Source organism: Kitasatospora sp. NPDC001132 (assembly GCF_053598415.1).
The window spans coordinates 1-22,771 of record NZ_JBSFKF010000028.1 but is presented as its reverse complement, the minus strand read 5'-3'; the positions used below and the strand labels follow the sequence as shown (position 1 = coordinate 22,771).

17 protein-coding genes are annotated in these 22,771 nt (G+C 74.0%); 12 read left to right on the top strand and 5 right to left on the bottom strand.

What is annotated here, in order from left to right:
* Positions 1-9 precede the first annotated feature (9 nt).
* From ACWDBE_RS29310 to ACWDBE_RS29295, 4 genes are all read right to left on the bottom strand, one after another.
* The gene (locus ACWDBE_RS29310) at positions 10-390 is read right to left on the bottom strand and encodes a hypothetical protein (RefSeq protein WP_449809524.1); all 381 of its coding nucleotides are present in this window, start codon (positions 388-390) and stop codon (positions 10-12) included.
* Positions 391-1,082: 692 nt separating this feature from the next.
* The gene (locus ACWDBE_RS29305) at positions 1,083-1,727 is read right to left on the bottom strand and encodes a LuxR C-terminal-related transcriptional regulator (protein WP_392868065.1); all 645 of its coding nucleotides are present in this window, start codon (positions 1,725-1,727) and stop codon (positions 1,083-1,085) included.
* The gene (locus ACWDBE_RS29300) at positions 1,691-3,004 is read right to left on the bottom strand and encodes a sensor histidine kinase (RefSeq protein ID WP_449788374.1); all 1,314 of its coding nucleotides are present in this window, start codon (positions 3,002-3,004) and stop codon (positions 1,691-1,693) included. The genes ACWDBE_RS29305 and ACWDBE_RS29300 overlap by 37 nt, the downstream gene beginning before the upstream one ends.
* 92 nt (positions 3,005-3,096) lie before the next feature.
* Complete coding sequence (locus tag ACWDBE_RS29295; protein ID WP_449788375.1) at positions 3,097-3,555, bottom strand: MaoC family dehydratase; 459 nt, start codon at positions 3,553-3,555, stop codon at positions 3,097-3,099.
* A 112-nt stretch (positions 3,556-3,667) separates the two neighbouring features.
* Here ACWDBE_RS29295 and ACWDBE_RS29290 point away from each other — a divergent pair, with 112 nt between their 5' ends.
* From ACWDBE_RS29290 to ACWDBE_RS29250, 9 genes are all read left to right on the top strand, one after another.
* Positions 3,668-4,600 (top strand): 3-oxoacyl-[acyl-carrier-protein] synthase III C-terminal domain-containing protein, encoded by a 933-nt coding sequence (locus ACWDBE_RS29290; protein WP_449809523.1) that lies wholly within the window; start codon positions 3,668-3,670, stop codon positions 4,598-4,600.
* 141 nt (positions 4,601-4,741) lie between these two features.
* Positions 4,742-6,139: a preATP grasp domain-containing protein gene (locus tag ACWDBE_RS29285; RefSeq protein WP_449809522.1), complete on the top strand. Its 1,398-nt coding sequence runs from the start codon at positions 4,742-4,744 to the stop codon at positions 6,137-6,139.
* Positions 6,136-7,437 (top strand): type III PLP-dependent enzyme, encoded by a 1,302-nt coding sequence (locus ACWDBE_RS29280; RefSeq protein WP_449788378.1) that lies wholly within the window; start codon positions 6,136-6,138, stop codon positions 7,435-7,437. Before ACWDBE_RS29285 ends, ACWDBE_RS29280 begins: the two co-directional genes overlap by 4 nt.
* Positions 7,434-7,718, top strand: coding sequence for an acyl carrier protein (locus ACWDBE_RS29275; RefSeq protein WP_449788379.1), 285 nt, complete (start codon positions 7,434-7,436; stop codon positions 7,716-7,718). The genes ACWDBE_RS29280 and ACWDBE_RS29275 overlap by 4 nt, the downstream gene beginning before the upstream one ends.
* Positions 7,719-7,753: 35 nt before the next feature.
* Complete coding sequence (locus ACWDBE_RS29270; protein WP_449788380.1) at positions 7,754-8,608, top strand: hypothetical protein; 855 nt, start codon at positions 7,754-7,756, stop codon at positions 8,606-8,608.
* Entirely contained in the window at positions 8,605-9,240 is a 636-nt protein-coding gene (locus ACWDBE_RS29265) for a hypothetical protein (protein ID WP_449809521.1), read from the top strand. Before ACWDBE_RS29270 ends, ACWDBE_RS29265 begins: the two co-directional genes overlap by 4 nt.
* Positions 9,237-10,367: an acyl-CoA dehydrogenase family protein gene (locus ACWDBE_RS29260; protein WP_449788382.1), complete on the top strand. Its 1,131-nt coding sequence runs from the start codon at positions 9,237-9,239 to the stop codon at positions 10,365-10,367. Before ACWDBE_RS29265 ends, ACWDBE_RS29260 begins: the two co-directional genes overlap by 4 nt.
* Positions 10,361-11,128 (top strand): 4'-phosphopantetheinyl transferase family protein, encoded by a 768-nt coding sequence (locus tag ACWDBE_RS29255; RefSeq protein WP_449809520.1) that lies wholly within the window; start codon positions 10,361-10,363, stop codon positions 11,126-11,128. Before ACWDBE_RS29260 ends, ACWDBE_RS29255 begins: the two co-directional genes overlap by 7 nt.
* A gap of 159 nt (positions 11,129-11,287) precedes the next feature.
* Entirely contained in the window at positions 11,288-13,504 is a 2,217-nt protein-coding gene (locus ACWDBE_RS29250; protein WP_449809519.1) for an MMPL family transporter, read from the top strand.
* Between the two features lie 53 nt (positions 13,505-13,557).
* Here ACWDBE_RS29250 and ACWDBE_RS29245 read toward each other — a convergent pair whose 3' ends face one another.
* Positions 13,558-14,322, bottom strand: a complete 765-nt coding sequence (locus tag ACWDBE_RS29245) for an AfsR/SARP family transcriptional regulator (RefSeq protein ID WP_449788385.1) — start codon at positions 14,320-14,322, stop codon at positions 13,558-13,560.
* Positions 14,323-14,794: 472 nt separating this feature from the next.
* Between ACWDBE_RS29245 and ACWDBE_RS29240 the strand changes: the two genes are divergently transcribed.
* The 3 genes from ACWDBE_RS29240 to ACWDBE_RS29230 all read left to right on the top strand — a co-directional run.
* Positions 14,795-15,391, top strand: coding sequence for an LmbU family transcriptional regulator (locus tag ACWDBE_RS29240; protein WP_449788386.1), 597 nt, complete (start codon positions 14,795-14,797; stop codon positions 15,389-15,391).
* Between the two features lie 235 nt (positions 15,392-15,626).
* Complete coding sequence (gene sbnA, locus ACWDBE_RS29235; RefSeq protein WP_449788387.1) at positions 15,627-16,619, top strand: 2,3-diaminopropionate biosynthesis protein SbnA; 993 nt, start codon at positions 15,627-15,629, stop codon at positions 16,617-16,619.
* 2 nt (positions 16,620-16,621) lie between these two features.
* A partial coding sequence (locus tag ACWDBE_RS29230) for an amino acid adenylation domain-containing protein (RefSeq protein WP_449809558.1) occupies positions 16,622-22,771 on the top strand: 6,150 nt, incomplete at its 3' end.

Genomic DNA, 22,771 nt, shown 5'->3' with positions numbered 1-22,771 from the left:
TCGTCGGCTTCAGCCCTTGAGGTCCGTCTCGCGCCCGTCCCGCAGGACCGCGACGCCCTTGGGGACCTCGACCCGGTACTTGGTGTCGCAGTTCGCGAGCCCGGAACAGCCCGCCCGGAGTTCGAGGACACCGTCCAGCAGCGTCCAGGACTCCTTGGCGGTGCCGACCTTGCCGCTCGTGTCGAACCAGCGGGTGACCTTGACGTCCTGGCGATCGGCCGCGACGAGGTCGGCCGGCGCGCCGTGTGCCTCGACGTTCAGGCTGGTGCCGGCGAACGCGAAGGTCCTGTCCTCGGGCGTGGCGTCCATGGCGTCGGCGCACCCGGCGAGCGGGACGAGGGCGGCCACCGCGAGGGCGAGCAGGACTGGTGCGGACGGGCGTCGATCCACCGGGACCTCCTTGCGGCCGGGTTCGGCTTCGGGGCGCGCTCCCTGGGCAGGTGAGCACGCTCGCAAGCCTGGCCGATCCGCGGCCTCCTGCCATCTGCCGTTCGGCAGATATCCGGTGGGGGCGAAGGCGGTCCGTTGTGCTGAAAGGCGGAGTTTGGCGCGCTGAGAACGGCGGACGGCCCGGGGGAACAGCGGACAGTCCAGGGAAACAGCGGACGGCCCGGGCCGGATGCCGTCCGACCCGGGCCTCGCCCGACCGCCCGCCCGTACGGGGAACCGCCGACCGTGCGGGAACCAGCCCGCTACGCGGCCCCGGCGGGCTGCTCGGCCGGCCGCCCCTCCGCCGCCGAGGCGACGGTGAGCCGCCGCAGGTCGCGGCTGAGCAGCGCCGCCCCGGTGGCCGGCACCACCAGCGCGGCGCCCCACAGCAGCGCGGAGGTTGGTGGCCATCCGCATCAGCGCGTTGGCCGGGCGCAGCACGTCCGCGGGCACGGTCTGCGGGGTCAGCGCCGCCGAGGCGGGCAGCGAGAGCGCGGACAGGGCGCCGTTCGCCACGCTGAGGACGACCAGCAGCGGGATCGAGCCAGCCGGCCAGGACGCCCCCTCTCCCCGAGGCTCCCCCCGGCGGTCGACTCCCGGGTCCCGACGAGTCGAAGAGGATCACCCGGGAAACCGGTCCGGTGGATCGCGGCTCAGTGGTCGAGGTAGGCGAGGACGGCCAGGACCCGGCGGTTGTCGGTCTCCGAGGGCGGCAGGCCGAGCTTGGTGAAGATGTTGCCGATGTGCTTGGCCACCGCCTTCTCGGAGATGTAGAGCTCCTCCGCCGTCCCGGCGTTCGAGCGGCCCTGCGCCAGGCACTCCAGCACCTCCCGCTCGCGCGCGGAGAGCGCGGTCAGGCGCTCGTCGCGCACCTTGCGGGTGAGCAGTTGCTGGATGACCTCCGGGTCCATCGCCGTGCCGCCCGCGGCCACCCGCTCGACGGCGTCGATGAACTGGTCGCCGTTGGTGACCCGGCTCTTGAGCAGGTACCCGACGCCCGAGGAGCCGGTGGCCAGCAGCTCGTGGGCATAGAGCGGTTCGACGTACTGCGACAGCAGCAGCACCGGCAGGTCGGGGATCCGGGTGCGGGCCTCCACCGCCGCGCGCAGGCCCTCGTCGCTGAGGCCCGGCGGCAGCCGGACGTCCACCACCGCGACGTCCGGACGCTTCTCGGTGAGCGCGCGCAACAGCATGGGGCCGTTGTCGACCGCCTCGACCACCTCGTGACCGTAGGCGGTGAGCAGTTGCACCAACCCGTTCCTCAGGAGGAAGTGGTCTTCGGCCAGGACAATTCGCACGGCAGCTCCATGGTGATCAGGGTGGGTCCTTCCGGCGGGCTGCTGACGGCCAGGATGCCGTCGAAGGCCGCCAGCCGACGTTCGATCCCACGCAGTCCGGTCCCCCCGGCCGGATCGGCACCGCCGCGCCCGTCATCGGTGATGTCGATGCGGAGCATGCCGCCCTCGTGCCGGACGTCGATCCAGGCGCGCTCGGCACCGGAGTGCTTGGCGGCGTTGGTGAGGATCTCCGAGACGGCGAAGTAGGCGGCGGACTCGACGGGAGGCTCCGGCCGGCCGTCCAGGTCGATGCTGACCTCCGTGGACAGCGGGCAGAGCAGGGCGAGGGAGCGGATCGCGTCGCCCAGGCCGCGGTCGGCCAGCACCGGCGGGTGGATGCCCCGGACCAGGTCCCGCAGTTCGTCCAGCGCCTTGGTCGAGGACTCGCGGGCCTCGGCGAGCAGGGCCGCCACCGCGTCCGGGTTGGTCTTGAGCAGTCGTTCGGCCGCGTTGAGGGTCATGCCCATCGCGACCAGGCGGGCCTGGGCGCCGTCGTGCAGATCGCGCTCGATGCGGCGGATCTCGGCCATCTGGGTGTCCATCGCGTCGGAGCGCGTGGTGGTCAGGTGCTCGATGCGCTCGGCCATCGCCTCGTCCGCCCCCGGCGCCAGCACGCGGAACAGGTACCGGGCGTGGCGCGACGCGGTGCGCGGCGCGTCCCACAGCGCGAACAGCGCGACCACGACGGCCAGCAGTCCGGCGAGCACCGCGGTGAAGGGGCCGTCGACCGGGATGAACAGGTACCAGATGCTGCCCAGGTCGTGCGACAGCCGGGTGCCGAACACCGCGGTCGTCAGCCCCCACAGGCTGCTGAGCAGCAGTGCCGCCGGAACGAACGCGATCACGCCGCCGAGCAGCGGGTCGATGACGACGAACCGCCAGTCCCGCCACACCTGGTTGTCCCGCGCGACGAGGAGGGCGTGGAGCGCCTGGCCCTGCCGGGCGTCCGGGAGCGGCGGATAGCGCGCGGGCACCGAGACCCCGGACCACTGCGCCGCCAACTCCCGCTGCCGGTCGACCAGTCGGCGGACGGCGCGTTGGGTGCCCGGTAGCAGCGACACGCCCAGGCCGACGGGCAGGAAGACGTACAGGCCGGTCAGCCACAGGCCGAGCACCAGCGCCCGCATCGAGAGGCCGAACAGCACGAGGGAGCGCCGCAGGCCGGTGACCGAACCGCCCGGCGACGGGGGTGCCGGCGTGTGTGCGGCCATCGATGCGCCCTGCTGCCTGGTGTTCATCCGGTGCCCCCTGGGGTTCCGCATCCCTGATTGATGCGCCGCCCTCCATTATTGGAACGGCGACCGCCCGCCACAGGGGAGGAATATCCACTTTATGGCCAGGGAACGGCCAGCGAACGGGTTTCGGCCACACAGGCCACACCGGACTCACCCTCCACCTCGACCTCCATGCGGAGCCCGAACAGGCAGCCGGACGGAAGCCGTCTCGCGGTCAGCAGGGTGGCGTCCGCCCTGATCCGCCGTCCGACCCGCACCGGCCGGTGGAAGCGCACGGAGTCCAGACCCACGTTGAGGACGTGCCGCGTCCCGCCGATGGACAGGACGCTGTCCGTCATGGCGGTCAGCAGGCTGAGCGTCAGGTAGCCGTGGGCGACCGTCACCCCGAAGGGGCCCTCGGCGGCGCGCTCGGGGTCGGTGTGGATCCACTGCTCGTCGCCGACGACGGAGGCGTACCGGTCGACCAGGTCCTGGGTGATCGGGATCCAGTCGCTCCGGCCCAGGTGCCGGCCGGCGGCGGCGGCGAACGCTTCGACATTCGGGAAGGCTGTCACGGCGCACATCCTCATGGGCCGTCCCGGGCGGGGCAAGCGTCCGCGGCGGGCGGTCAGCGCGGGATCAGCGAGGGGTCAGCGCGGTGTCAGCAGGCCGGTGGAACGTGTTCCCATGACGGCGATATCGGCGGTTGCCAGCCACCGCCCCACCACGGTGCCGCTCGCCCGGCTGCAGCGGGACGTCGGCATGTCCGACGGCCAACTGCGCCAGTACGAGCGGTACTACGGCCTTGCGGAGGTCTGCCGCGAGCCCGGCGAGGGTGAGACGCGACTGCTGCGACGGGCCGTGGCGGCGCTCGCGGAGCTGCGCGGGCGGGAGTCCGACGTCCGCTACGTGCTGCAGGCGCGGACGATGCCGTCCCCGATGCCCTACCCGCACACCTCGACGGCCCCGCTGCTGGAGGAGCTGGGCCTGCGGCACGCCACCGGTTTCGTGGTCTCGCAGCACGCCTGCGCATCCGGCCTGCTCGCCCTCGACATGGCCGGGACACTGCTGGCGGCGGACGGCGACCCGGACGCCCTCGCCCTGGTCCTGGCCGGCGAGAAGGTCGGGTCCAGGCAGTCGCAGTCCATCCCGGGCGTCACGGTGATGGGCGAGGCCACCGCCGCGGTGCTGCTGAGTGCGAGCGGAACCGGTGACCGGCTGCTCGGCTACGCGGCCCACACCCACAGCCGCTTCCACGACCAGTTCCTGATGGAGGACCCGGAGGCCGCGAAGGAGTTCCAGGCGCTGTACGCACCGGCGCTGTGCGAGGTGGTGCGCGCCGCCCTCGACCAGGCCGGGTGCACGCTGGACGAGGTGGCCCTGGTGCTGCCGCACAACGTCAACCGGCTCTCGTGGGTGGCGGTGTGCCGGATGCTCGGCGTCCCGATGACCAGGGTGTACCTCGACCTGGTCGCCCGAACCGGGCACTGCTTCTGCGCGGACCCCTTCGTCAACCTGCAACAGGCCACCCAGGACGGCCGGTTGGCCGCCGGCGACCGCTACGTGATGACCAGCGTGGGCCTGGGAGCGACCTTCGCGGCCATGGTCCTCGAACACTGAGAACGCTCCGGCGCCGCCCTCTCCGACACCGCCCCCTCCGGCACCGCCCCCTCCGGCACCGATGCCCCCAGCACCGATCCCTCCAGCACCGACAGTCCTCCTGACAGCCGTCCACCCACGCAAGAAAGGCAAGGTCGAGCCTTGGACGAGACCGACAGCGGCTTCCGCTCCCGACTCGGGCGGGCGGTCACCGGCTCCGCGGACACCCCACTGCTGTTCCTCGGCAACTTCGAGGTCGAGAACAACTGGGCCGAGGGCGAGCCCGCACTGCCCCGGGTCGCCTCCCACGCCGGGAGCGCGGTGGTGAACCGGATGGACGAGTTCGCCCTGCTGCTGGGCGGCGAGCAGGACCACGTCGTGCTGAAGGCGGCACCCGATCCGGACTACCTCGACCAGTTGCGCGGGCTCGGCATCGGCACGCCCACCGTGCACGTCCCGGCCCGGCAGGACCCGCTGCGCGCGGTCACCGAGGACGTACTGGCCGACGACGCCCTGCTGGACGCGCTGCGGCAGCGGCTGGCACCGCTCGGCGTCCAGGTCGTCGCACACGGCGTGTCCGAGGCCGAGGAGCGGCTCGCCGCGCGCACCTCACTGCGGCTCGCCGCGCCGCCCGCCGCCCTGTGCAAGCGCGTGAACAGCAAGGTGTACAGCCGGAAGCTGGCCGACGAGCTGGGGCTCCGCCAGGCCCCCGGCCGCACCTGCGAGACGACGGCGGAACTGGCGGAGGCGGTGGAGTGGGCCGGCGGACGGCTGGCCGAGGGCCGCCGGATCGCGGTCAAGGACGCCTACGGGGTGTCCGGCAAGGGCATCGTGGTGCTCGACGACCCGCGGCGGCTGGAGCGGCTGCAGCGGATGGCCGCGGGGCAGGCCGCGCGGGCCGGCGGCGACCGGCTCGCCCTGGTGCTGGAGGAGTGGGTCGCCAAGACCGCCGACCTCAACTACCAGTTCACCGTGAGCCGCGACGGCTCGGTGCGGTTCGACTTCGTCAAGGAGGCGCTGACCGAGCGCGGCGTGCACAAGGGCCACCGGATGCCGGCCGGGCTCACCGCCGCGCAGGACGGCGAGGTGCGGGAGGCGGCGGCGCGGCTGGGCGGGAAGCTGGCCGCCGACGGCTGGTTCGGTGTCGTCGGCATCGACGCCATGGTCGACCCGGACGGCGCCCTCTACCCCGTGGTCGAGATCAACGCGCGCCACAACATGTCGACCTACCAGGCCGTGCTGACCGAGGGACTGATGGCACCGGACGGCATCGCCGTCGCCCGCCAGTACCCGCTGCGCATCGCCCGACCGGTGTCGTTCGCCGAGCTGCGGGAAGCGCTCGACGGGCTGCTGCTGACGGAGCGCGGCGGCACCGGGCTGTTCGTCAACAACTTCGCCACGGTCAACGCCGCCGCCGCGGCGGGCGGCGAGGGGCCGTTCGAGGGGCGCCTGTACGGCGTGGTGGTCGCCGGCGACGACGACGCGGCCGCGGCCCTCGACGAGGAAGTGTCCCGCCGACTGGCGGGGCTGCTGCACACCGTGGAAGGGAGTCCGGCATGAGCCGGGAGTTCACTGTGCAGGGCGTGGGGATCACCGCCCTGGCCGAGGAGTTCGGCACCCCGCTGTACCTCTACGACGGCGACGGGATCGCGGACCGGTTCCAGGAGCTCAAGTCGCTGCTCCATCCGGCGCTGGAGATCTTCTACTCGCTCAAGGCCAACCCGAACATCTCCGTCTGCGGGCTGCTGCACTCCGCCGGCGCCCGCGCGGAGGTCTCCTCGCTGACCGAGCTGGTCACCGCGCTCCGGGCCGGCGTCCCGCCGCACGACATCCTCTTCCTCGGCCCGGGCAAGAGCCGGGCGGAGCTCGCCGCCTGCCTGGACGAGGGCGTCGCCGCCATCGTCTGCGAGTCGCTGGACGAGCTGGAGCTGATCGACGAACTGGCCCGGGAGCGCGGTGTCCTGGCCCCCGTGGTGCTGCGGGTCAATCCGGAGTTCACCGTCAAGGGCTCGGGCCTGACCATGGGCGGCAAGCCCCGGCAGTTCGGCATCGACGAGGGGCAGCTGCTCTCCGCGCAGGAGGTGCTGGACCGCTGCGGTGCGGTCCGGGTGCACGGCGTGCAGGTCTACCTCGGCACCCGCATCCTGGACCCCGCCGTCGTCGCGGACAACGCCCGCCGCATCTTCGAACTGGCGGAGCTGCTGTCCGCCAAGCTGGGCTTCCCGCTGGAGCTGGTGGACATCGGCGGGGGCCTGGGGGTGGCCTACTTCGACAACGAGCAGGACCCCGACCCGGCGGTGCTGGCCGAACTGCTCAACCCGCTGGTCGCGGACTTCGCCGACCGGCACCCCGGCACCCGGCTGATCATGGAGCTGGGCCGCTACCTCGTCGCGGTGCACGGAACCTACGTGGTGCGGGTCCGCTACACCAAGAGCTCCATGGGCGAGCGCTTCGCGGTCGCCGACGGCGGCACCAACCACCACATGGCGGCGGTCGGCATCGGCTCGTTCGTCAAGCGCAACTTCCCCATCACGGCGCTCCAGAAGCTCGACGAACCGGACGGCGGCCCGTGGAACATCACCGGCCCGCTGTGCACGCCCAACGACCTGCTGGGCAAGAAGGTGTCGCTGCCCGAACTGCGCCCCGGCGACCTGCTGGGCGTGGAACGGTCCGGCGCGTACGGCCCGACCGCCTCCCCCGTGCACTTCCTCAGCCACGGCCATCCGGCCGAGGTGCTGATGCTCGGAGGGCGGCCGCACCTGGTCCGGGAACGCGACGACACCGAGTCGATGCTCGCGCGCCAGCACCTCCACCTGCCCGCGGACGCCGCGGGATCGACCCCGGAGAGGAACCAATGACCGACGACATCGCAGCCGTGTCCGCCCCGGAGAAGCGGGCGGCCTGCCTCGCCGCCGTGCGCGAGGCCCTGGCACAGGTGCTCAACCAGGACACCGCGGAGATCGGCGAGGAGGCCCGGATCTTCGACGACCTCGGCCTGGACTCCAGCAGCGCCCTGGAGATGCTCATCGTCATCGAGGACGAACTCGGCCTGCAGTTCGACGTGGAGAGCCTGGACATGGGCGACTTCGCGACGGTGGGCACCCTGGTGGACTTCGTCGTGAACGAGGCGGGCTCGTAGCCGTGTTCCGCGCCACCGCGCCGCTTTCCCGAACCGTGCCCGCCACCGCCGACGCGGGTGCGGGCACGGTGCCACGCCTGCTGCGGGCGGGCTGGTACCGGCCCACCGACCACGGGGGACTCCGCGGCGCCCCACGTCCCGCGGTCCAGGAGGTGCACCGGCGGACGGCCGAGCTGTACGGGACGCGGGTGCTGCGCGAGGGGTTCACGGACTCCCCGCTGCGGCCGATGCCCCAGCTGGCCGCTGGAGCCCTCGACGCGCTCGGTCCGCTCGCACCGGACGAGGCGCCGCAGGTGGCCGTACTCGCCTACACGACACCGGACTTCGAGCACACCACGCTCACCGCGTCGCTGCTGCAGCACCGGCTGCCCGGGGAGCCGCTCTGCTTCGCGGTCTCCGACCAGGGGGTGCTGGCCCCGTTCACGGCGCTGCGGATCGCCGTCGAGTACGCCCGCCGCTCGCACTGGAGCCGGCTGCTGCTGGTGGTCGTCGACCAGAGCTCGCAGCCGTACCCCGGGCCCGCGTCCGGCCAGTACGCCGCCGAGCACGACTCGGCGGTGGCACTGCTGCTCGCCTGGGCCGGCGGGGCCGCGCCCGTCGCCGGAACGGGACAGGGCCGCGCCGACCAGGCGCTGCCCGGGCTGCGCTCGGACCTCTCCGGGGCCGCCCTGCTCGCGGCGGGCACCGGGCTGGCCGCCGGCCCCGGACTTGCGCCGTCCCCCGGCACCCGGCGCCGCGACGCGGAGCCGGGGCTGCCGTGCACCGGGGTCTGGGCGGCACTGCGGGAGGCGCCGGGCGGGCGGGCGGTGGTCGCCGACTACGACCACGAACTGGACCGCCTGGCCCACTGCACCCTGGAGCTGCCGGCCGGAGAGGGCGGAGTCCGATGACGGCGCCGGTCGACGTCAACCGCTGCTGGCGGGAGTGCCGCGCCCGTGCCCGCCGCGAAGGCATCGTCGAGGCCGTGCGCGGACTGAACACGGCGCTGTCCCCGGACGCCCCGCCCCGGGGCCCCGGCGGCCACGCCCTCGTCCCGGCCGACGCCGTGCCGCTGCCGGGGGGCCGGGACGGTCCGGGCCTCGTCGCCGCGGCCGCCGAACCCACGGCCGCCGAACCCACGGCCGCCGGAGCCAGGGCCTCGGTGGAGTGGCAGGCCGGACTGGTGTGGGCGCGGCTCGGCGCGTCGGAGGGCCTCCGGGACGCGGTCGTCGCCAGGCTCGGGAAGCGCACCACCGACGGCACCCCCCTCCTGATGAAGCAGCTGGTCCAGGGCGCCCTGGCCGACGTGCTGATGGAGCAGCTGGAGGCGGAGTGCGTGCTCTCCGAGTCCGACGTCCCGCCGGACGCCGCCGCGATGGGGCGCCTGCACGACCTGATCACCCTGGCCGACCGGGCGCTGCTGCGTCTTCTCGGCGCGCACGGCTTCACCGTCCCCGGCCCCGGATGTGACGCCCATCTCTCGGAACTCCTCGCCGACGTGCACCGGGAGCCCCGCTCCACCACGCCCCTGGAGGAATCATGACCCGGCTCCCCGCGCACCTGGAGGAGCTGCGCCACCTCGCGCGCGGCTGGGCCGGGGACCTGCGTGCGGCGGCCCTGGGGCTGGACCGCGACCCGGAGGCCGTCCACGACCTGCTCCACCTGCCGGCCGTGCGCCACCTGGCCGCCCGGGTCCGGTCGGCGGACTCCGGCGACACCCTGGAACGGGCGGTGCTGGTCGAGGAGCTCGCCCGCGGCGACGCCGCCCTGATGCTGGCGTCACCCGGTCCGTCGATGACCGGTGTGCTGGTGGACGTGCTGGGCAGTCCGGAGCAGCAGGACTGGTTCCGCGACCGGCTCACCACCCAGGGGCCGACCTGGACCTGCTTCGCCCTCACCGAGCCCGAACGCGGCTCGGCCATCGGCGAGATGAGCACCTCGCTCACCCCCCTGGGCGACGGGTCCTTCCGGCTCGACGGCGCCAAGCGCTACGTCGGCAACGCCACCCGGGCGTCGGTCGCGGCGGTCTTCGCCCGGGTCGCCGGCGCCGACCGGCTCGGGGTGAGCGCCGTCCTGGTGGACACCGCCGACCCCGGTTGGACGGCCGAACCGCTGCCGACCCTCGGCCTGCGCGGCGTCCGGCTGGGGGCGATCGCGCTGGACGGCGTGCGCGTCCCGGCGGACCGGGTGCTGGGACGTCATCTGCCGCCGACCCGCCGCGGCATGTGGGGCGTACTCGCGGTCTTCAACCGGCTCCGGCCCAGTGTGGCCGCCATCGCCCTCGGGATCGCGGGTGCCGCACACGACTACGTGGCCGAGCACCGACGGGAGTTGCGGGGCACGGAGCTGGCGCTGTTCGAGGAGCTGGGCCGGCGGATCCACGCGACCCGGCTGCTCACCCACCGCGCCGCCGTCGCCGTGGACCGGCGCCCGGCGGACGGCCACCTCGCCTCGGCCGCGAAGGCCCGGGCCTGCGAACTCGCGGAGGACGCCACCCTGTCGGCGCTCTCCTTCTTCGGCCCGGCGGCCCGGCTGGAGCATCCGCTGCTGGACAAGTACGCCCGCGACGCCCGGGGCGTGGAGTTCATGGAGGGCACCGGCACCATGCAGCGGCTCAACCTGTTCCAGGGCCTGCACACCGGCCGGGTGGGACGAGCCGAAGCGTGCTGACGCCGCCCGTCCCCGAGGACGTGGAGGTGTGGACGGTGCCCCTGGGCACGGCACCGGGCCCTGTCCCGTCCGCTCTCGGCGCGCTCCTCGACGACGAGGAGCGCGCCCGCGCCCGTCGGCTGCCTGACCCGCTCCGCAGGTCCCGCTTCGTCACCGCGCACGCGGCGCTGCGCACCGTCGTGGGCGCGCGGGTCGGCCGCCCGCCGGAAGCCCTGCGGTTCACCAGGGGGCCGAACGGGAAGCCCGAACTCGCCCACGGCCACGGGCTGTTCGTCAGCCTGTCGCACTCGCACGGGATCGCGTTGGTGGCACTGGCGGAGCGGCCCGTCGGAGTGGACGTGGAACGGCTGGCCGACGCGTCCTTCGCCGCCCGGATCGCCGAACGCTGCTTCCCGCCGGGCGAGTTCAGGTCGGTGGCGGCCGCTCCGGCGGGCCGCGGGCCGGACGGCCGGGCGGCGGTCTTCGCCCGCCTGTGGACGCGCAAGGAGGCCTGCGTCAAGGCGGAGGGCGGTCGGCTCGGCCAGGGCCTCGGTCTGGGGGTGCGCGGCCCCGGCCCGCTGACGGTCCACGGCCGCGGCGGGGCCCTGGCCGGCCCCTGGCGCGTCGCGGATCTGACCCCCGCGCCGGGTTACGCCGGCGCCGTGGCCCTGTCCGGACCAGGGCCGTTCCGGGTCGCGTCCCGATGCTGGCAGCCGCCGGCCGGCGACGGTGGGGGAGAAAAGTCCACCACCGTCAGGGAACTTTCCCCCGCGATCACATGACGGTCCGTCGATAGCGTGGTGACACGAAGGCGGAAGCCGGGACACCGAACGGCCGGCACGTGGAGCACCTGGTCCCGTTCTGCTTCTCCACCGCCTGGGTGCGGATCACTTCTGGACGCAGATCTCTTCGCGGGAGTCCGCGAGAATGAGGAGAGGGACGTGGGAAAGCGAAATGTGCTGACGAGGTCGGCGCGGTGGAGTGCGACCCACCCGTGGTGGGCGCTGGTGATCTGGGTCGTCTTCGTGGTGGTCGCGCTGGCCATCGGCGGCAGCACCGGAACGAAGGTCGCCACCAACACGGACCTCTCGATCGGGCAGTCCGCGCAGGCCACCGCGATCGCCAGGAGCGGTGGTCTGGCGCAGCCTCCCACCGAGGCCCTGCTGGTGACCGCCCTCCACGGTGAGCTCGACCGGCAGGCCGCCGACCGTGCCGCCACGGACGCGGCGAGCCGGCTCAAGGGCCTGCCCGACGTGGCCTCCACGGGTGAGCAGGTGCCGGCCTCGAACGGGCAGGCGCTGCTGGTGCCGGTGGTCATGACCGGCGACCAGGACACCGCTCCGGACCGGGTGCAGCCGCTGGTCGACGCGGTGCGGGCCGCGCAGCGCGACAATCCCGCGGTGCGGGTCGAACTGGTCGGCCCCGACACCGTCCGGGCCGCCCTCAACACGATGCTGGGCGAGCAGGTGCAGCAGGCGACCGTGCTGAGCCTGCCGATCACCCTGCTGGTGATGATGTTCGTCTGCGGCGCCATCGTCGCGGCCGGCGTCCCCGTGGTGCTCGGCCTGTCCGCGGTGCTGGCCGGCCTCGGCCTGTGGGGCGCCGCCTCCCAACTCGTCCCGGACCCCGGTGCGGTGAGCGAACTCATCGTGCTGATGGGCATGGCCGTGGGCGTGGACTACTCGCTGTTCTACCTCAAGCGCTTCCGTGAGGAGCGTGCGCGGGGCCTGGGCAAGGTCGACTCCGTGGAGCTGGCCGCCGCCACCTCCGGCCACTCCGTGGTGGTCTCCGGCACCGTCGTGATGCTCTCCATGGCGGCCCTCTACCTGGGCGGGAACCTGGCCTTCACGGCGATGGCGACCGGCAGCATCCTGGTGGTGGCCATCGCGATGTCCGCCTCGCTCACCGTGCTGCCGGCCCTGCTGGTGCTGTTCGGCAGGGCGCTGGAGCGGCCGCGGGTGCCGCTGATCTGGCGGCTGCAGGGCCGCGGGGACCGCGGCAGGGTGTGGTCGGCGCTGCTCCGGCCGGCGCTGCGGCACCCGCTGATCAGCCTGCTGCTGTCCGCCGTGGCACTGCTGGCGCTGGCGGCTCCCGCCCTCAACCTGAAGCTGAAGGCGACGGGCGTGGACGACCTGCCCCGGAGCATGCCCGCCATGCAGGCCGAGGCGCGGCTGACGCAGTTCTTCCCGATCCAGTCCGACACCCAGCTGGTGGTGGCCCAGGTGCCGGAGGCCGGCGTCGGACAGCTCCGCACCGCGCTCGAGACCCTGGTGCAACGCACCGGCCAGGACCCGCTGTTCACCTCCACCCCGGCCCCCGAGATCATCACCTCGCACGGCGGCCAGTACGCCTCCGTCGGCATCGGCACCCGCCTCAGCAGCGGTTCCGCGGAGGCCAGGGAGTCCCTCAGCCGGCTGCGGAACGACCTGGTGCCCGCCACGGTGGGACAGGTGCCCGGCGTGAAGTGGGCGGTCGGCGGCAGCGACGTGGCCTACGACGTGGACTACCGGGCCCAGGTGGTGGACAAGATGCCGTGGGTCCTGGGCTTCGCCCTGGCCCTGACCTTCGTGGTCACGGCGCTGGCGTTCCGGTCGATCGTGCTGGCCGTGGTGACGGTCGTGCTCAACGTGCTCTCCGCGGCGGCCTCGTTCGGCGTGCTGGAGCTGGTCTTCCAGCACACCTGGGCCGACGGGCTGCTGCACTTCCAGTCCACGGGCAAGGTGGTGGCCTGGCTGCCGCTCACCCTGTTCGTCATCCTGCTCGGGCTGTCGATGGACTACCACGTGTTCGTCGTCGGCCGGATCCGTGAGGCGGCCGCCTCCGGGCTGTCCGTCCGGGCGGCCGTCGAGCAGGGCATCACCCGCTCCGCGGGCGTGGTCACCGGCGCCGCCCTGGTGATGATCTCGGTGTTCGCCCTGTTCGCCTCGCTGACCTTCATCGAGATGAAGCAGCTGGGCGTGGGCATGGCCTGCGCCGTGCTGCTGGACGCGACGCTGATCCGGATCGTGGTGCTGCCCTCGGTGATCGCCCTGCTGGGCCGGTGGGTCTGGTGGCCGGCCCGGCTGGGGCGGCGGCCCGAGGCCCCGGCCGGCCCGGTCGCGGGAGACGGCGAGCCGGTCGGCGCCTCCGCCCTGGCGACCGCGGGGGAATCGGTGTGAAACCTCGCGTGGGGCGGGTACCGGACCTGGTCCGGCACCCGCCCCACGTGCGGTCAGCGCGACAGCGACGCATCCTGACTGATGATCGCCTGGTAGAGCCGCTGCAGTTGACGGCTGGGCAACAGCCCCATCTCGTCGTCCAGTTGCTTGCGCGTGCGGTGGAAGGTGGCGATCGCCTCGGACTGCCGGCCGGTCCGGTACAGCGCGAGCATCAGCTGCTCGCTGAACCGCTCCCGCTCGGGGTGTTCGGCGTGCAACTGCTTCAGCTCCGGTACGACCGCCCCGGCCTCGCCGGCCTCCAGCTGGGCGGAGATCAGATCCTCCTGGACGAGCCTGCGCTGTTCGTCGAGGCGCAGTGCGGCGGCACGGCAGCGCTGCCCGTCGCCGACGTCGACCAGCGCCGGTCCGTACCACATGGCGAGCGCGCCGCGGAGCAGCTCGGCGGCCTTCTGCGGCGACCGTCCGATCAGGCCGCGGCCCTCCGCGGCCTGCCGCAGGAAGCGGTCGGCGTCGAGCTGGTCCGCGGGCATGTCCAGCACGTAGCCGTTGCCGACGGTGCGGACGACGCCCTGGTCGGTCGGGTCCAGTTCGATGCGCCCGAGCGATCTTCTCATCCGGGCCACAATGCCCTGGAGTGAGTTTCTCGTGTTCTTGAGCGGGGCCTCCCCCCACAGTTCGTCAATGAGTTCGTCGAAACTGACCACCTGGCCCGCGCGCAGGGCCAGCACGGCCAGCGCAGTGCGGACCTTCTTGGCATCCAAAGCGGCAGATCCGATTCCGCTTGCGGCGCGCAGCGGTCCCAGCATTGTGATGTACATGAAATTCCCCCGTGTCCCAGTGGCACCTCTGGAGGGGCCGAATCAATGGGCGGCCTGACGCCCGAACATTACAGCCGAAATCAGATGGGACGCCAAGGCACCTGTGCGATTTCCATGGCGCGCGGAGCAGCGCGGGGGTGCCCTGTCCCGCCGGCGGGACAGGGCGGGGCGGCCGCCACCACGACAGCAAAGGGCGTATGGGGCCGTATGGCCGCTTTTAGGCACGCCTACTGGTGAGTATTCACGGCGGCGGTCGACTTCACCGGCGCCGATCGAGGGCGATTGGCCGGTCCGGGGGAAAAGCCACGGCCATTCCAAGATCGTGGATCTTGGAATGCCGGCATTCGCCCCGCCAATCGGTGAACGGGAACATGCGATAGCGGAAACTGCCTGGTGGAGAGCCGGGCTTACGACGGGCGGGGAAGCGAAATTGACTGCAATCGAGAAATGGAACGCGAGCTCCCGGATCCTGATGACGAAGGTGGGACTGCGGGTTCCCGGGGCGGTGTCGTTCGAGGACTGGGAGCGGGCCGGCGTCGGCCTCGCGCGAATGGCCGACTCCTCCGCCTGGTGCCTCGGCGACTGGGTGCTCTTCGGCCGTAACCGTTTTCCCGATCGCTACCGGCGGGCCATGGAGGCGGCGGGGCTGGACTACCAGACCATCCGCAACTACGTCTGGGTGGCCCGGCGGTTCGAGCCGCCACGGCGCCGGGAAGGCCTCAGCTTCGGGCACCACGCCGAGGTGGCCGCCCTCCCGGACTACGAGCAGGACCTCTGGATGGCCCTCGCCGAGTACCACCAGTGGTCGAGGAACCGGCTGCGTTCGGAGATCAAGGGCGGTCGCCAGGCCGCTCCCGAACCGCGCGAGACGGCTTCGCTGCCCCGGATGGTGGTGGACCGCGACCGCCTGGGCCAGTGGCAGCGGGCGGCCGAGCGCTCCCAGGTGACGCTGGGGGAATGGGTGGCCCGCCAACTCGACTCGGCCGCGGCGGAGTCGCTGGGACAGCCGGATGCCGGGGCGGACGGAGCCCCCGGCCCCGGCCCCTCGGCGCGGTCCGAGCGTCGATGACCGAACGCCCCCCTGAGCGGAGGCGGTTCCCGTCACCCGTGCCGGTGTGATCCTCCGAGGAACACGCCACGCACCCGGTGGGGGCACCGCCTCCGGGCGCGCGGACGGCGGACGTCCGGGCCGCCCCGAGGCCAGGCGACGCCGCGTCAGCACCGTGTCAGCGCCCGGTCAGAGCCTGGATGGAAGCTCGAGGCTGTCGACGTCACGACGTACCGCCGACGGCCGGGAGCTTGCCATGCCTGTCATATCTGCGCCGCACGAATTCGACGTCAGCGATCTGTTCGTCGATCTGCATCCGATCTTCGCCCGACAGCTCTACCTCAAGGTGGAGGGGTTCAACTTCGCCGGCTCGATCAAGCTGAAGGCCGCCCGCGAGATCGTGGCCCAGGCCGAGGCGGCAGGTGTCCTCGGCCCAGGATCGACCCTGGTCGAGTCCTCCTCGGGGAACATGGGCGTCGCCCTCAGCATGCTCGCCGCCGACCGCGGTTACCGCTTCGTGTGCGTGACGGACTCCCGCTGCAACGCGGCCACCCGCCGCACCATGAAGGCGTTCGGCGCCGACGTCCACGTCATCACCGAGGCACACCCCACCGAGGGCTACCTCGGCGCCCGGATCCGCTACGTCCAGGAGATGTGCGCCGCCGACGAGAAGGTGGTGTGGCTCAACCAGTACGAGGCGCCGGGCAACTGGATGGCCCACTACCGCACCACCGCGCCCGCCATCGCCGACCGCTTCCCCGGGCTCGACGTCCTGCTGATCGGCGCCGGCACCACCGGCACCCTGATGGGCTGTGCCCGCTATTTCCACGAGCACCGGCCCGACGTGCGGGTGGTCGCCGTCGACGCGGTCGGCTCCGTCACCTTCGGCGGGGTCCCGGGTCCGCGGCACATCCCCGGTCTCGGCACCAGCATCCGGCCGGCGCTCCTGGACGAGACCTTCGTCGACTCCGTCGTCCACGTCGACGAGGAGGAGACGGTTCGGATCTGCCGCCGACTGGCCGCGCACGGCTACCACTTCGGCGGATCGACCGGGACCGCGGTCGGCGGCGCACTCGCCTGGCTGCGGGAGAACGGCGCCGACCGCCGCACCACGGCCGTCACCATCGCCCCCGACCTGGGCGAGCGCTACCTCGACACCCTCTACGACGACAACTGGGTCCGCGGCACCTTCGGCGACGCGGCGCTGGCCGGCGGCGAGGAGCGGAACGAAGGGCGGGCAGCGCGTTGACCGTGTCCCCTGGCGGCAACCTGCCGCTCACCGCGGCGCAGTCCGAGATCTGGTACGACGAGCAGTTCACGACCGGGCCGCTCGGCTACGCCATGGGCGACTACATCGACCTGCGCGGCCCCCTCGACCCGGCGCTGCTGGAACGCGCCCTGCGACGGCTGTCGGTGGAGGCCGAGGGCCTGCGGGTGCGCTTCACCGAGCACGACGGGGTGGTCGGCCAGTCCGTCGCACCGCCGGCGGACGGCTCCCTCACGCTGGTCGACCTCGGCGCCGAACCGGATCCGGTGGCGGCCTCCGAGGCGTGGATGCTCCGCGACCTCGACCTGCCGATGAAGGCCGCCGAACCGCCGCTGCTGCGCAGCGCGCTGCTGCGCCTCGGTGCCGAGCACCACCGGCTCTACCTGTGCATGCACCACATCCTGTCCGACGGGTACAGCCGCAACCTGGTCCACCCGCGCCTCGCGGCGATCTACCGCCACCTCGCGGCCGGCGGCGACGAGGCGGGTCTCGCCCCGTCGGCGCCGCCGCCGTTCCGGCTGCTGCTGGACGCGGAGGCCGCCTACCGGGAGTCGCCGCGCCTCGCCAAGGACCGCGCCTACTGGACCACCCGGCTCACCACCGGCTCGCCCGAGCCGTCCTCGCTCTCCACCCGCGAACCCGCCCCCGGCCTCGTCGCCCTGCGCCGCACCGAGGTGCTGGACGCCGCCGACGCGGACCGGCTGCGCACCGCCGCCAGCGGGGCCGGGGCCACCCCGGCCGTCCTGGTGGCCGCGGCGATGGCCGCCTACGTGCAGCGGATGACCGGCCTGGAGGAGCCGCTGCTCACCCTGCCGGTCACCGCCCGGGTCGGTGCGGCCGCCCGCGGCGTCCCCGGGATGGTCGCCAACTACCTCCCGCTGGCCGTACCGGTCCGCCACGGCGCGACCCGCGACGAACTGCTGCGCGCCGCCTGGGTCGAGATCGCCAACGCGCTGCGGCACCAGCGCTACCGGGGCGAGCGGATCCGCCGCGACCTCGGCCTGCGCACGGACGACCGGCGCCCGTTCGGGCCCTTCGTCAACGTCCTGGACCAGGAACCGGTGCTGGAGTTCGGCGCGTGCCGCGGCCAGGTGGTGAACCTGTCCACCGGCATCGTCAACGACCTGATCCTGACCGTCCTCAACACCGGCGACGGCTCCCTGGAACTGCACCTGGACGGCAACAGCGAGCTGTACGACGGCGACGAACTGGCCGCGCACGCCGCCCGGTTCGGGGCCTTCCTGCGCGCCTTCGCGAGCTGCCCGCCCGACACGGTCGTCGACCGCCTGGACGTGGTCCTGCCCGGGGAGCCGGGCGGGCTGCTCACCGGCCCCGCCGCCGGGGCCACCCGGGAGGACACGATCGCCCTGGTGCGGGCCGCCGCCGCCCGTACGCCCGACGCCGTCGCCGTGGTCGACGGCGCCCGCCGGCTGACCCACGCCGAACTGCTGCGCCGCGTCGAGGGCGTGGCCGCCCGGCTGCGGGCCGCGGGCTGCGGCCTCGACACCGTGGTCGCCCTGCTGACCCGGCCCGGCGCGGGCTACCTCGCCGCGATCCTCGCCGTTCAGACGGTGGGGGCGGCCTGGCTGCCGCTGGAGGTCGCCGCGCCCGCCACCCGCACCGCCTCGCTGCTGGGCGACGCCGGGGTCACGGTGCTGCTCACCGGCGACGGCTTCGACGAGCAGGGCAGGGAGGCCGCCGAACTGGCCGGAGGCGTCCCGGTCCTGCCGCTGGAACTGGCCTCGGACGGCCGGGCGGCGCAGGTCCCGGCCGTGCCCCCGGTCGGATCGGGCCAGGATCTCGCCTACGTGATGTTCACCTCGGGCTCCACCGGCCGCCCCAAGGGCGCGATGGTGCACCGGGACGGCATGCTGAACCACCTGCGGGCCAAGGTCGACGACCTGGCGCTGCGCCCCGGCGAGGGGGTCGTCGCCAACGCCCCGCTCACCTTCGACGTGCACGTCTGGCAGCTGCTGTCGCCGCTGCTGGTCGGCGGGTGCACCGTGGTCGCCGACCCGGAGACGGCCGCCGACCCCGACGCCCTGTTCGCCCTGGCCGTCGACGAGGACGTCGCCGTGCTGGAGGTGGTTCCCTCCCTGCTGCGCGCCGCGCTCGACCTGTGGGACGCCCGTGGGGAGGCACCCCGGCTTCCGGGCCTGCGCCGGTTGATGGTCACCGGGGAGGCCCTGCCGGCCGACCTGTGCTCCCGCTGGTACGCCCGCTTCCCGGGGATCGGCATGGTCAACGCCTACGGGCCGACGGAGTGCTCCGACGACGTGACGCACGCCTTCGTCACCCCGCAGGACGCGGCCGCCGGGCGGGTGCCGATCGGGCGCCCGGTGCGCGGCACCCGGCTGTACGTGCTCGGGGACGGGCTGCGCCCGATGCCCGTCGGCGTGCCCGGGGAGCTCTGGGTGGGCGGTGTCGGGGTGGGCCGCGGCTACGTGGGCGACCCGGTCCGCACGGCCTCCGTCTTCCCGGCCGACCCGTTCGCCGGCGGCGGCGCCCGGATGTACCGCACCGGCGACCGCGTGGTGCTGCGTCCGGACGGACAGCTGGAGTTCGTCGAACGGCGCGACTTCCAGGTGAAGGTCCGCGGCCGGCGCGTCGAGCTGGGCGAGATCGAGGCAGCCGTGCGCGCGGTACCGGGCGTCCTGGACGCCGTCGTGGTCGCGCACGGCTCCGGACTGGCCGGCTACGTGGCCGCCCCGAGCGGCGTCGACGCGGCCCTGCTGCGGGACCGGGTCGGCGCGGTCCTGCCGGCCTGGATGGTGCCGGGCTGGTGGGTCGTCCTGGACGCGCTGCCGCTGACCGCGAACGGCAAGGTCGACCGCAAGGCGCTGCCCGCGCCAGGCGGAAACGTTTCGGCACCGAGCGGCCCGGCCGTGGGCAACGCCATGAACGCCGTGAACGCCGTGAACGCCACCCCCGCCGACCCGCCGCACGGGCCGCACAACGGTGCCGAGCAGACCCTGGGCACGGTGTTCGCCCAGGTCCTCGGCCTGGCCGGGGTCGGTGCGGACGACGACTTCTTCGCCCTCGGCGGCGACAGCATCCGCGCCATCGAGGTGGTCGGCGCGGCCCGCCGCGCCGGCCTGGTGCTCAGCACCCGCGACGTCTTCACCGGGCGCACCGCCCGCGTCCTCGCCCGGATCGCCCGACCGGCCACCGGCGCCGGGCGGGACGGCGGGCAGGTGGAGCCGGTGGGCGTCCTCGACCTCACCCCCATCGCCGCCCGCCTCCAGGAGGACACCGGCTCGACGACCGGCCCCGCCGCCGCCTTCAGCCAGCACATCGCCGTCCGGGTGCCCGCCGGGCTGGACGCCGACCGGTTGACCGCCGCGCTGCGGTCCCTGATCGACCACCACGACGCCCTCAGGACGCGGCTCACCGAACCGGCCCCCGGCCTGTGGCAGACGGAGGTGCTCCCGCGCGGCGCGGTCCCCGCCGACGACGGCCTGGTCCTCACCCTGCCGGACGAGCGGCCGCCCGCGGACCGGTCGGCGCTGCTCCGGCTGATCGACCGGCAGGCCGCGGCCGCCCGCAGCCGGCTCGACCCCGCGGCCGCCCGGATGGTCCGCGCCGTCCTGATCCCCGGCCCCGCGGCGGAGCCGGACGAGCAGGTCCTGCTCCTGGTCGGGCACCACCTGGCCGTCGACGGAGTGTCCTGGCGCATCCTGCTGACCGACCTGTCCGCCGCCTGCGCCGCCCTCGCCGAGGGACGCCGGCCCGAGCCCCAGGCGGTCGGCACGTCCTTCCGGGCCTGGAGCAGGCTGCTGACCGACCGGGCCCGCACCGAGCTGCGCGGCGCCGAACTGGCCGTGTGGCAGCGCATCCTGACCGGCCCCGACCCGCTGCTCGGCCCCCGCCGGCTGGACCCGGCGCGGGACGTCAGGGCCACCGCCGGCACCCTGCGCACCGAGCTCCCGCCCGAGGTCACCGGGCTGCTGCTGAGCACCGTCCCCGCGGCGCTGAGGGCCGAGGTCAACGACGTCCTGCTGACCGCCCTGGCGGTCGCCGTCGCCGAGTGGCGGCACCGGCACCGCGGCGACGGCACGAGCGCCACGCTGATCGAACTGGAGGGCCACGGCCGCGAGGAGATCGCGGACGGCCTGGACCTGTCCCGCACCGTCGGCTGGTTCACCAGCATCCACCCGGTCCGGCTCGACCCGGGCCCCCGGCCCCACGAGGCACTCGGCCGGGCGGTCAAGCTGGTCAAGGAGCAGCTGCGGGAGGTGCCCGAGCACGGGATCGGCCACGGCCTGCTGCGCCACCTCAACCCGCAGGCCGCGCGGCTGCTCTCCCGGTACCCCCGGCCGCAGATCGGCTTCAACTACATGGGCCGCTTCGACGCCCGGGAGGACGTGCTCTGGTCGCCGGTCACCGGGGACGGCATCGTCGGCACCGGCACCCAGCCGGCCATGCCGCTGGAGCACGTCCTCGCGCTCACCCCGGCCACCGAGGACCGCGCCGACGGACCGCACCTGGTCGCCAACTGGACCTACGCCGACGGCATCCTCGACCGGGAGTCCGTCGAGGAACTGGCCGACGCCTGGTTCCGGGCGCTGCGCGCCCTGGCCGAGTACGCCGCGTCGCCGGACGCGGGCGGCGCCACCCCGGCCGACTTCCCGCTGGTCTCCCTCGACCAGGAGGAGATCGAACGGTACGAGGCCGCGCTTGCCGGGTCGAGCCCAGCGCTCGCCCCGGGGCAGGCGCTCTCGGACGTGCTGCCGCTCACCCCGCTGCAGCGCGGGCTGCTGTTCCACCACGAGGCCGAGCAGGACGGGGTGGACGTCTACACCCTGCAGATCGCCGCCGACCTGGAGGGCGAGCTCGATCCCGCGGCGCTGCGGGCCGCGGGCCGGACGCTGCTGCGGCGCCACCCGGCGCTGCGGGCCGCCTTCCTCCACCGCGCCTCCGGGGACCCCGTCCAGCTGATCCCATCGGACGCCGAACTCCCTTGGCAGGAAGTCGACCTGACGCGCATCCCGGAGTCGGAGCGGGCGGCCGAGACGGAGCGCCTGACCGACGAGGAGCGCATCCGCCGGTTCGACCTGGCGGCCCCGCCGCTGCTGCGCTTCACCCTGCTCAGGACCGGGCCGCAGCGGTACCGGTTCCTGTGGACCAGCCACCACCTGCTGGTCGACGGCTGGTCGATGCCGATCCTGGTCGAGGAGCTGCTCGCCCTGCTCGCCGAGTACAGCGAGGGCGGCGAGTACAGCGAGGGCGGCGAGGGCGCCACCGTCACCGAGAAGGCCGAGCTGCCGGGGCCCGCCCCGCACCGCCGGTACCACGCCTGGCTCGCCGCCCGCGACCGCGAGGCGGCGCGCGAGGCCTGGCGGCGCTCGCTCGCCGAGCTCCCCGGCCCGACCCTGGTCGCCCCGGCCGCGGACGCGGCGGCGCTCTCCCTCCCGGAGTCGCTGCACCTCGACCTCGACCCGGAGCTCACCGCCCGGCTCCTCGCCACCTCCCGCACCGCCGGCCTGACCGTCAACACCGTGGTGCAGGGCTGCTGGGCCCTGCTGCTCGGCGAACTGACCGGCTCCCAGGACGTGGTGTTCGGCGCGATCACGGCCGGCCGGCCCGCGGAGGTCCCCGGGATCGAGTCGATGGTGGGCATGTTCCTCACCACCGTCCCGGTACGGGTCCGGCTGCACCCCGACGCCACGCTCGGCGGCCTGCTGCGCACCCTGCAGGACGAGCGCGCCGAGCTCCTGCCGCACGAGCACCTCGGGCTGGCCGAGATCCACCGGGCCGCCGGGCTCGTCGGCGAGGCCTTCGACACCGTGCTGCTGTTCGAGAACTTCCCGATCGGCTCCGGAGCGGCCTCGGGCGGCGCCGGAACGGACCGGGTGCGGGTGCTGCGCGCCGAGGCCCGCGACGCCCGGCACCACCCGCTGAGCATGGCGGTGCTGCCGGACGGCGACCGGCTGCGGCTGCGGCTGGACTACCTGCCCGCCGCCTTCCGGCCCGACCGGGTGGCCGCGGTCGGGCAGCGGTTCACCGCGCTGCTGCACCTCGCCGCCACCGCCCCCGGCACCACGCTGGCCCGCACGGGCGCGCCGCTGCGGCCGCGGGCCGGGGCGGCGGCCGCCCCGGCGCCGGCCGCCCCGGCGCCGGCCGTCCCGGCGGGC

Coding starts and splice junctions, on each gene's coding strand:
- ACWDBE_RS29290 (WP_449809523.1), top strand. CDS start 3,668: ATGACGGCGATATCGGCGGTTGCCAGCCACCGCCCCACCACGGTGCCG.
- ACWDBE_RS29245 (WP_449788385.1), bottom strand. CDS start 14,322: ATGTACATCACAATGCTGGGACCGCTGCGCGCCGCAAGCGGAATCGGA.
- sbnA (WP_449788387.1), top strand. CDS start 15,627: ATGCCTGTCATATCTGCGCCGCACGAATTCGACGTCAGCGATCTGTTC.
- ACWDBE_RS29265 (WP_449809521.1), top strand. CDS start 8,605: ATGACGGCGCCGGTCGACGTCAACCGCTGCTGGCGGGAGTGCCGCGCC.
- ACWDBE_RS29275 (WP_449788379.1), top strand. CDS start 7,434: ATGACCGACGACATCGCAGCCGTGTCCGCCCCGGAGAAGCGGGCGGCC.
- ACWDBE_RS29280 (WP_449788378.1), top strand. CDS start 6,136: ATGAGCCGGGAGTTCACTGTGCAGGGCGTGGGGATCACCGCCCTGGCC.
- ACWDBE_RS29300 (WP_449788374.1), bottom strand. CDS start 3,004: ATGAACACCAGGCAGCAGGGCGCATCGATGGCCGCACACACGCCGGCA.
- ACWDBE_RS29240 (WP_449788386.1), top strand. CDS start 14,795: ATGACGAAGGTGGGACTGCGGGTTCCCGGGGCGGTGTCGTTCGAGGAC.
- ACWDBE_RS29260 (WP_449788382.1), top strand. CDS start 9,237: ATGACCCGGCTCCCCGCGCACCTGGAGGAGCTGCGCCACCTCGCGCGC.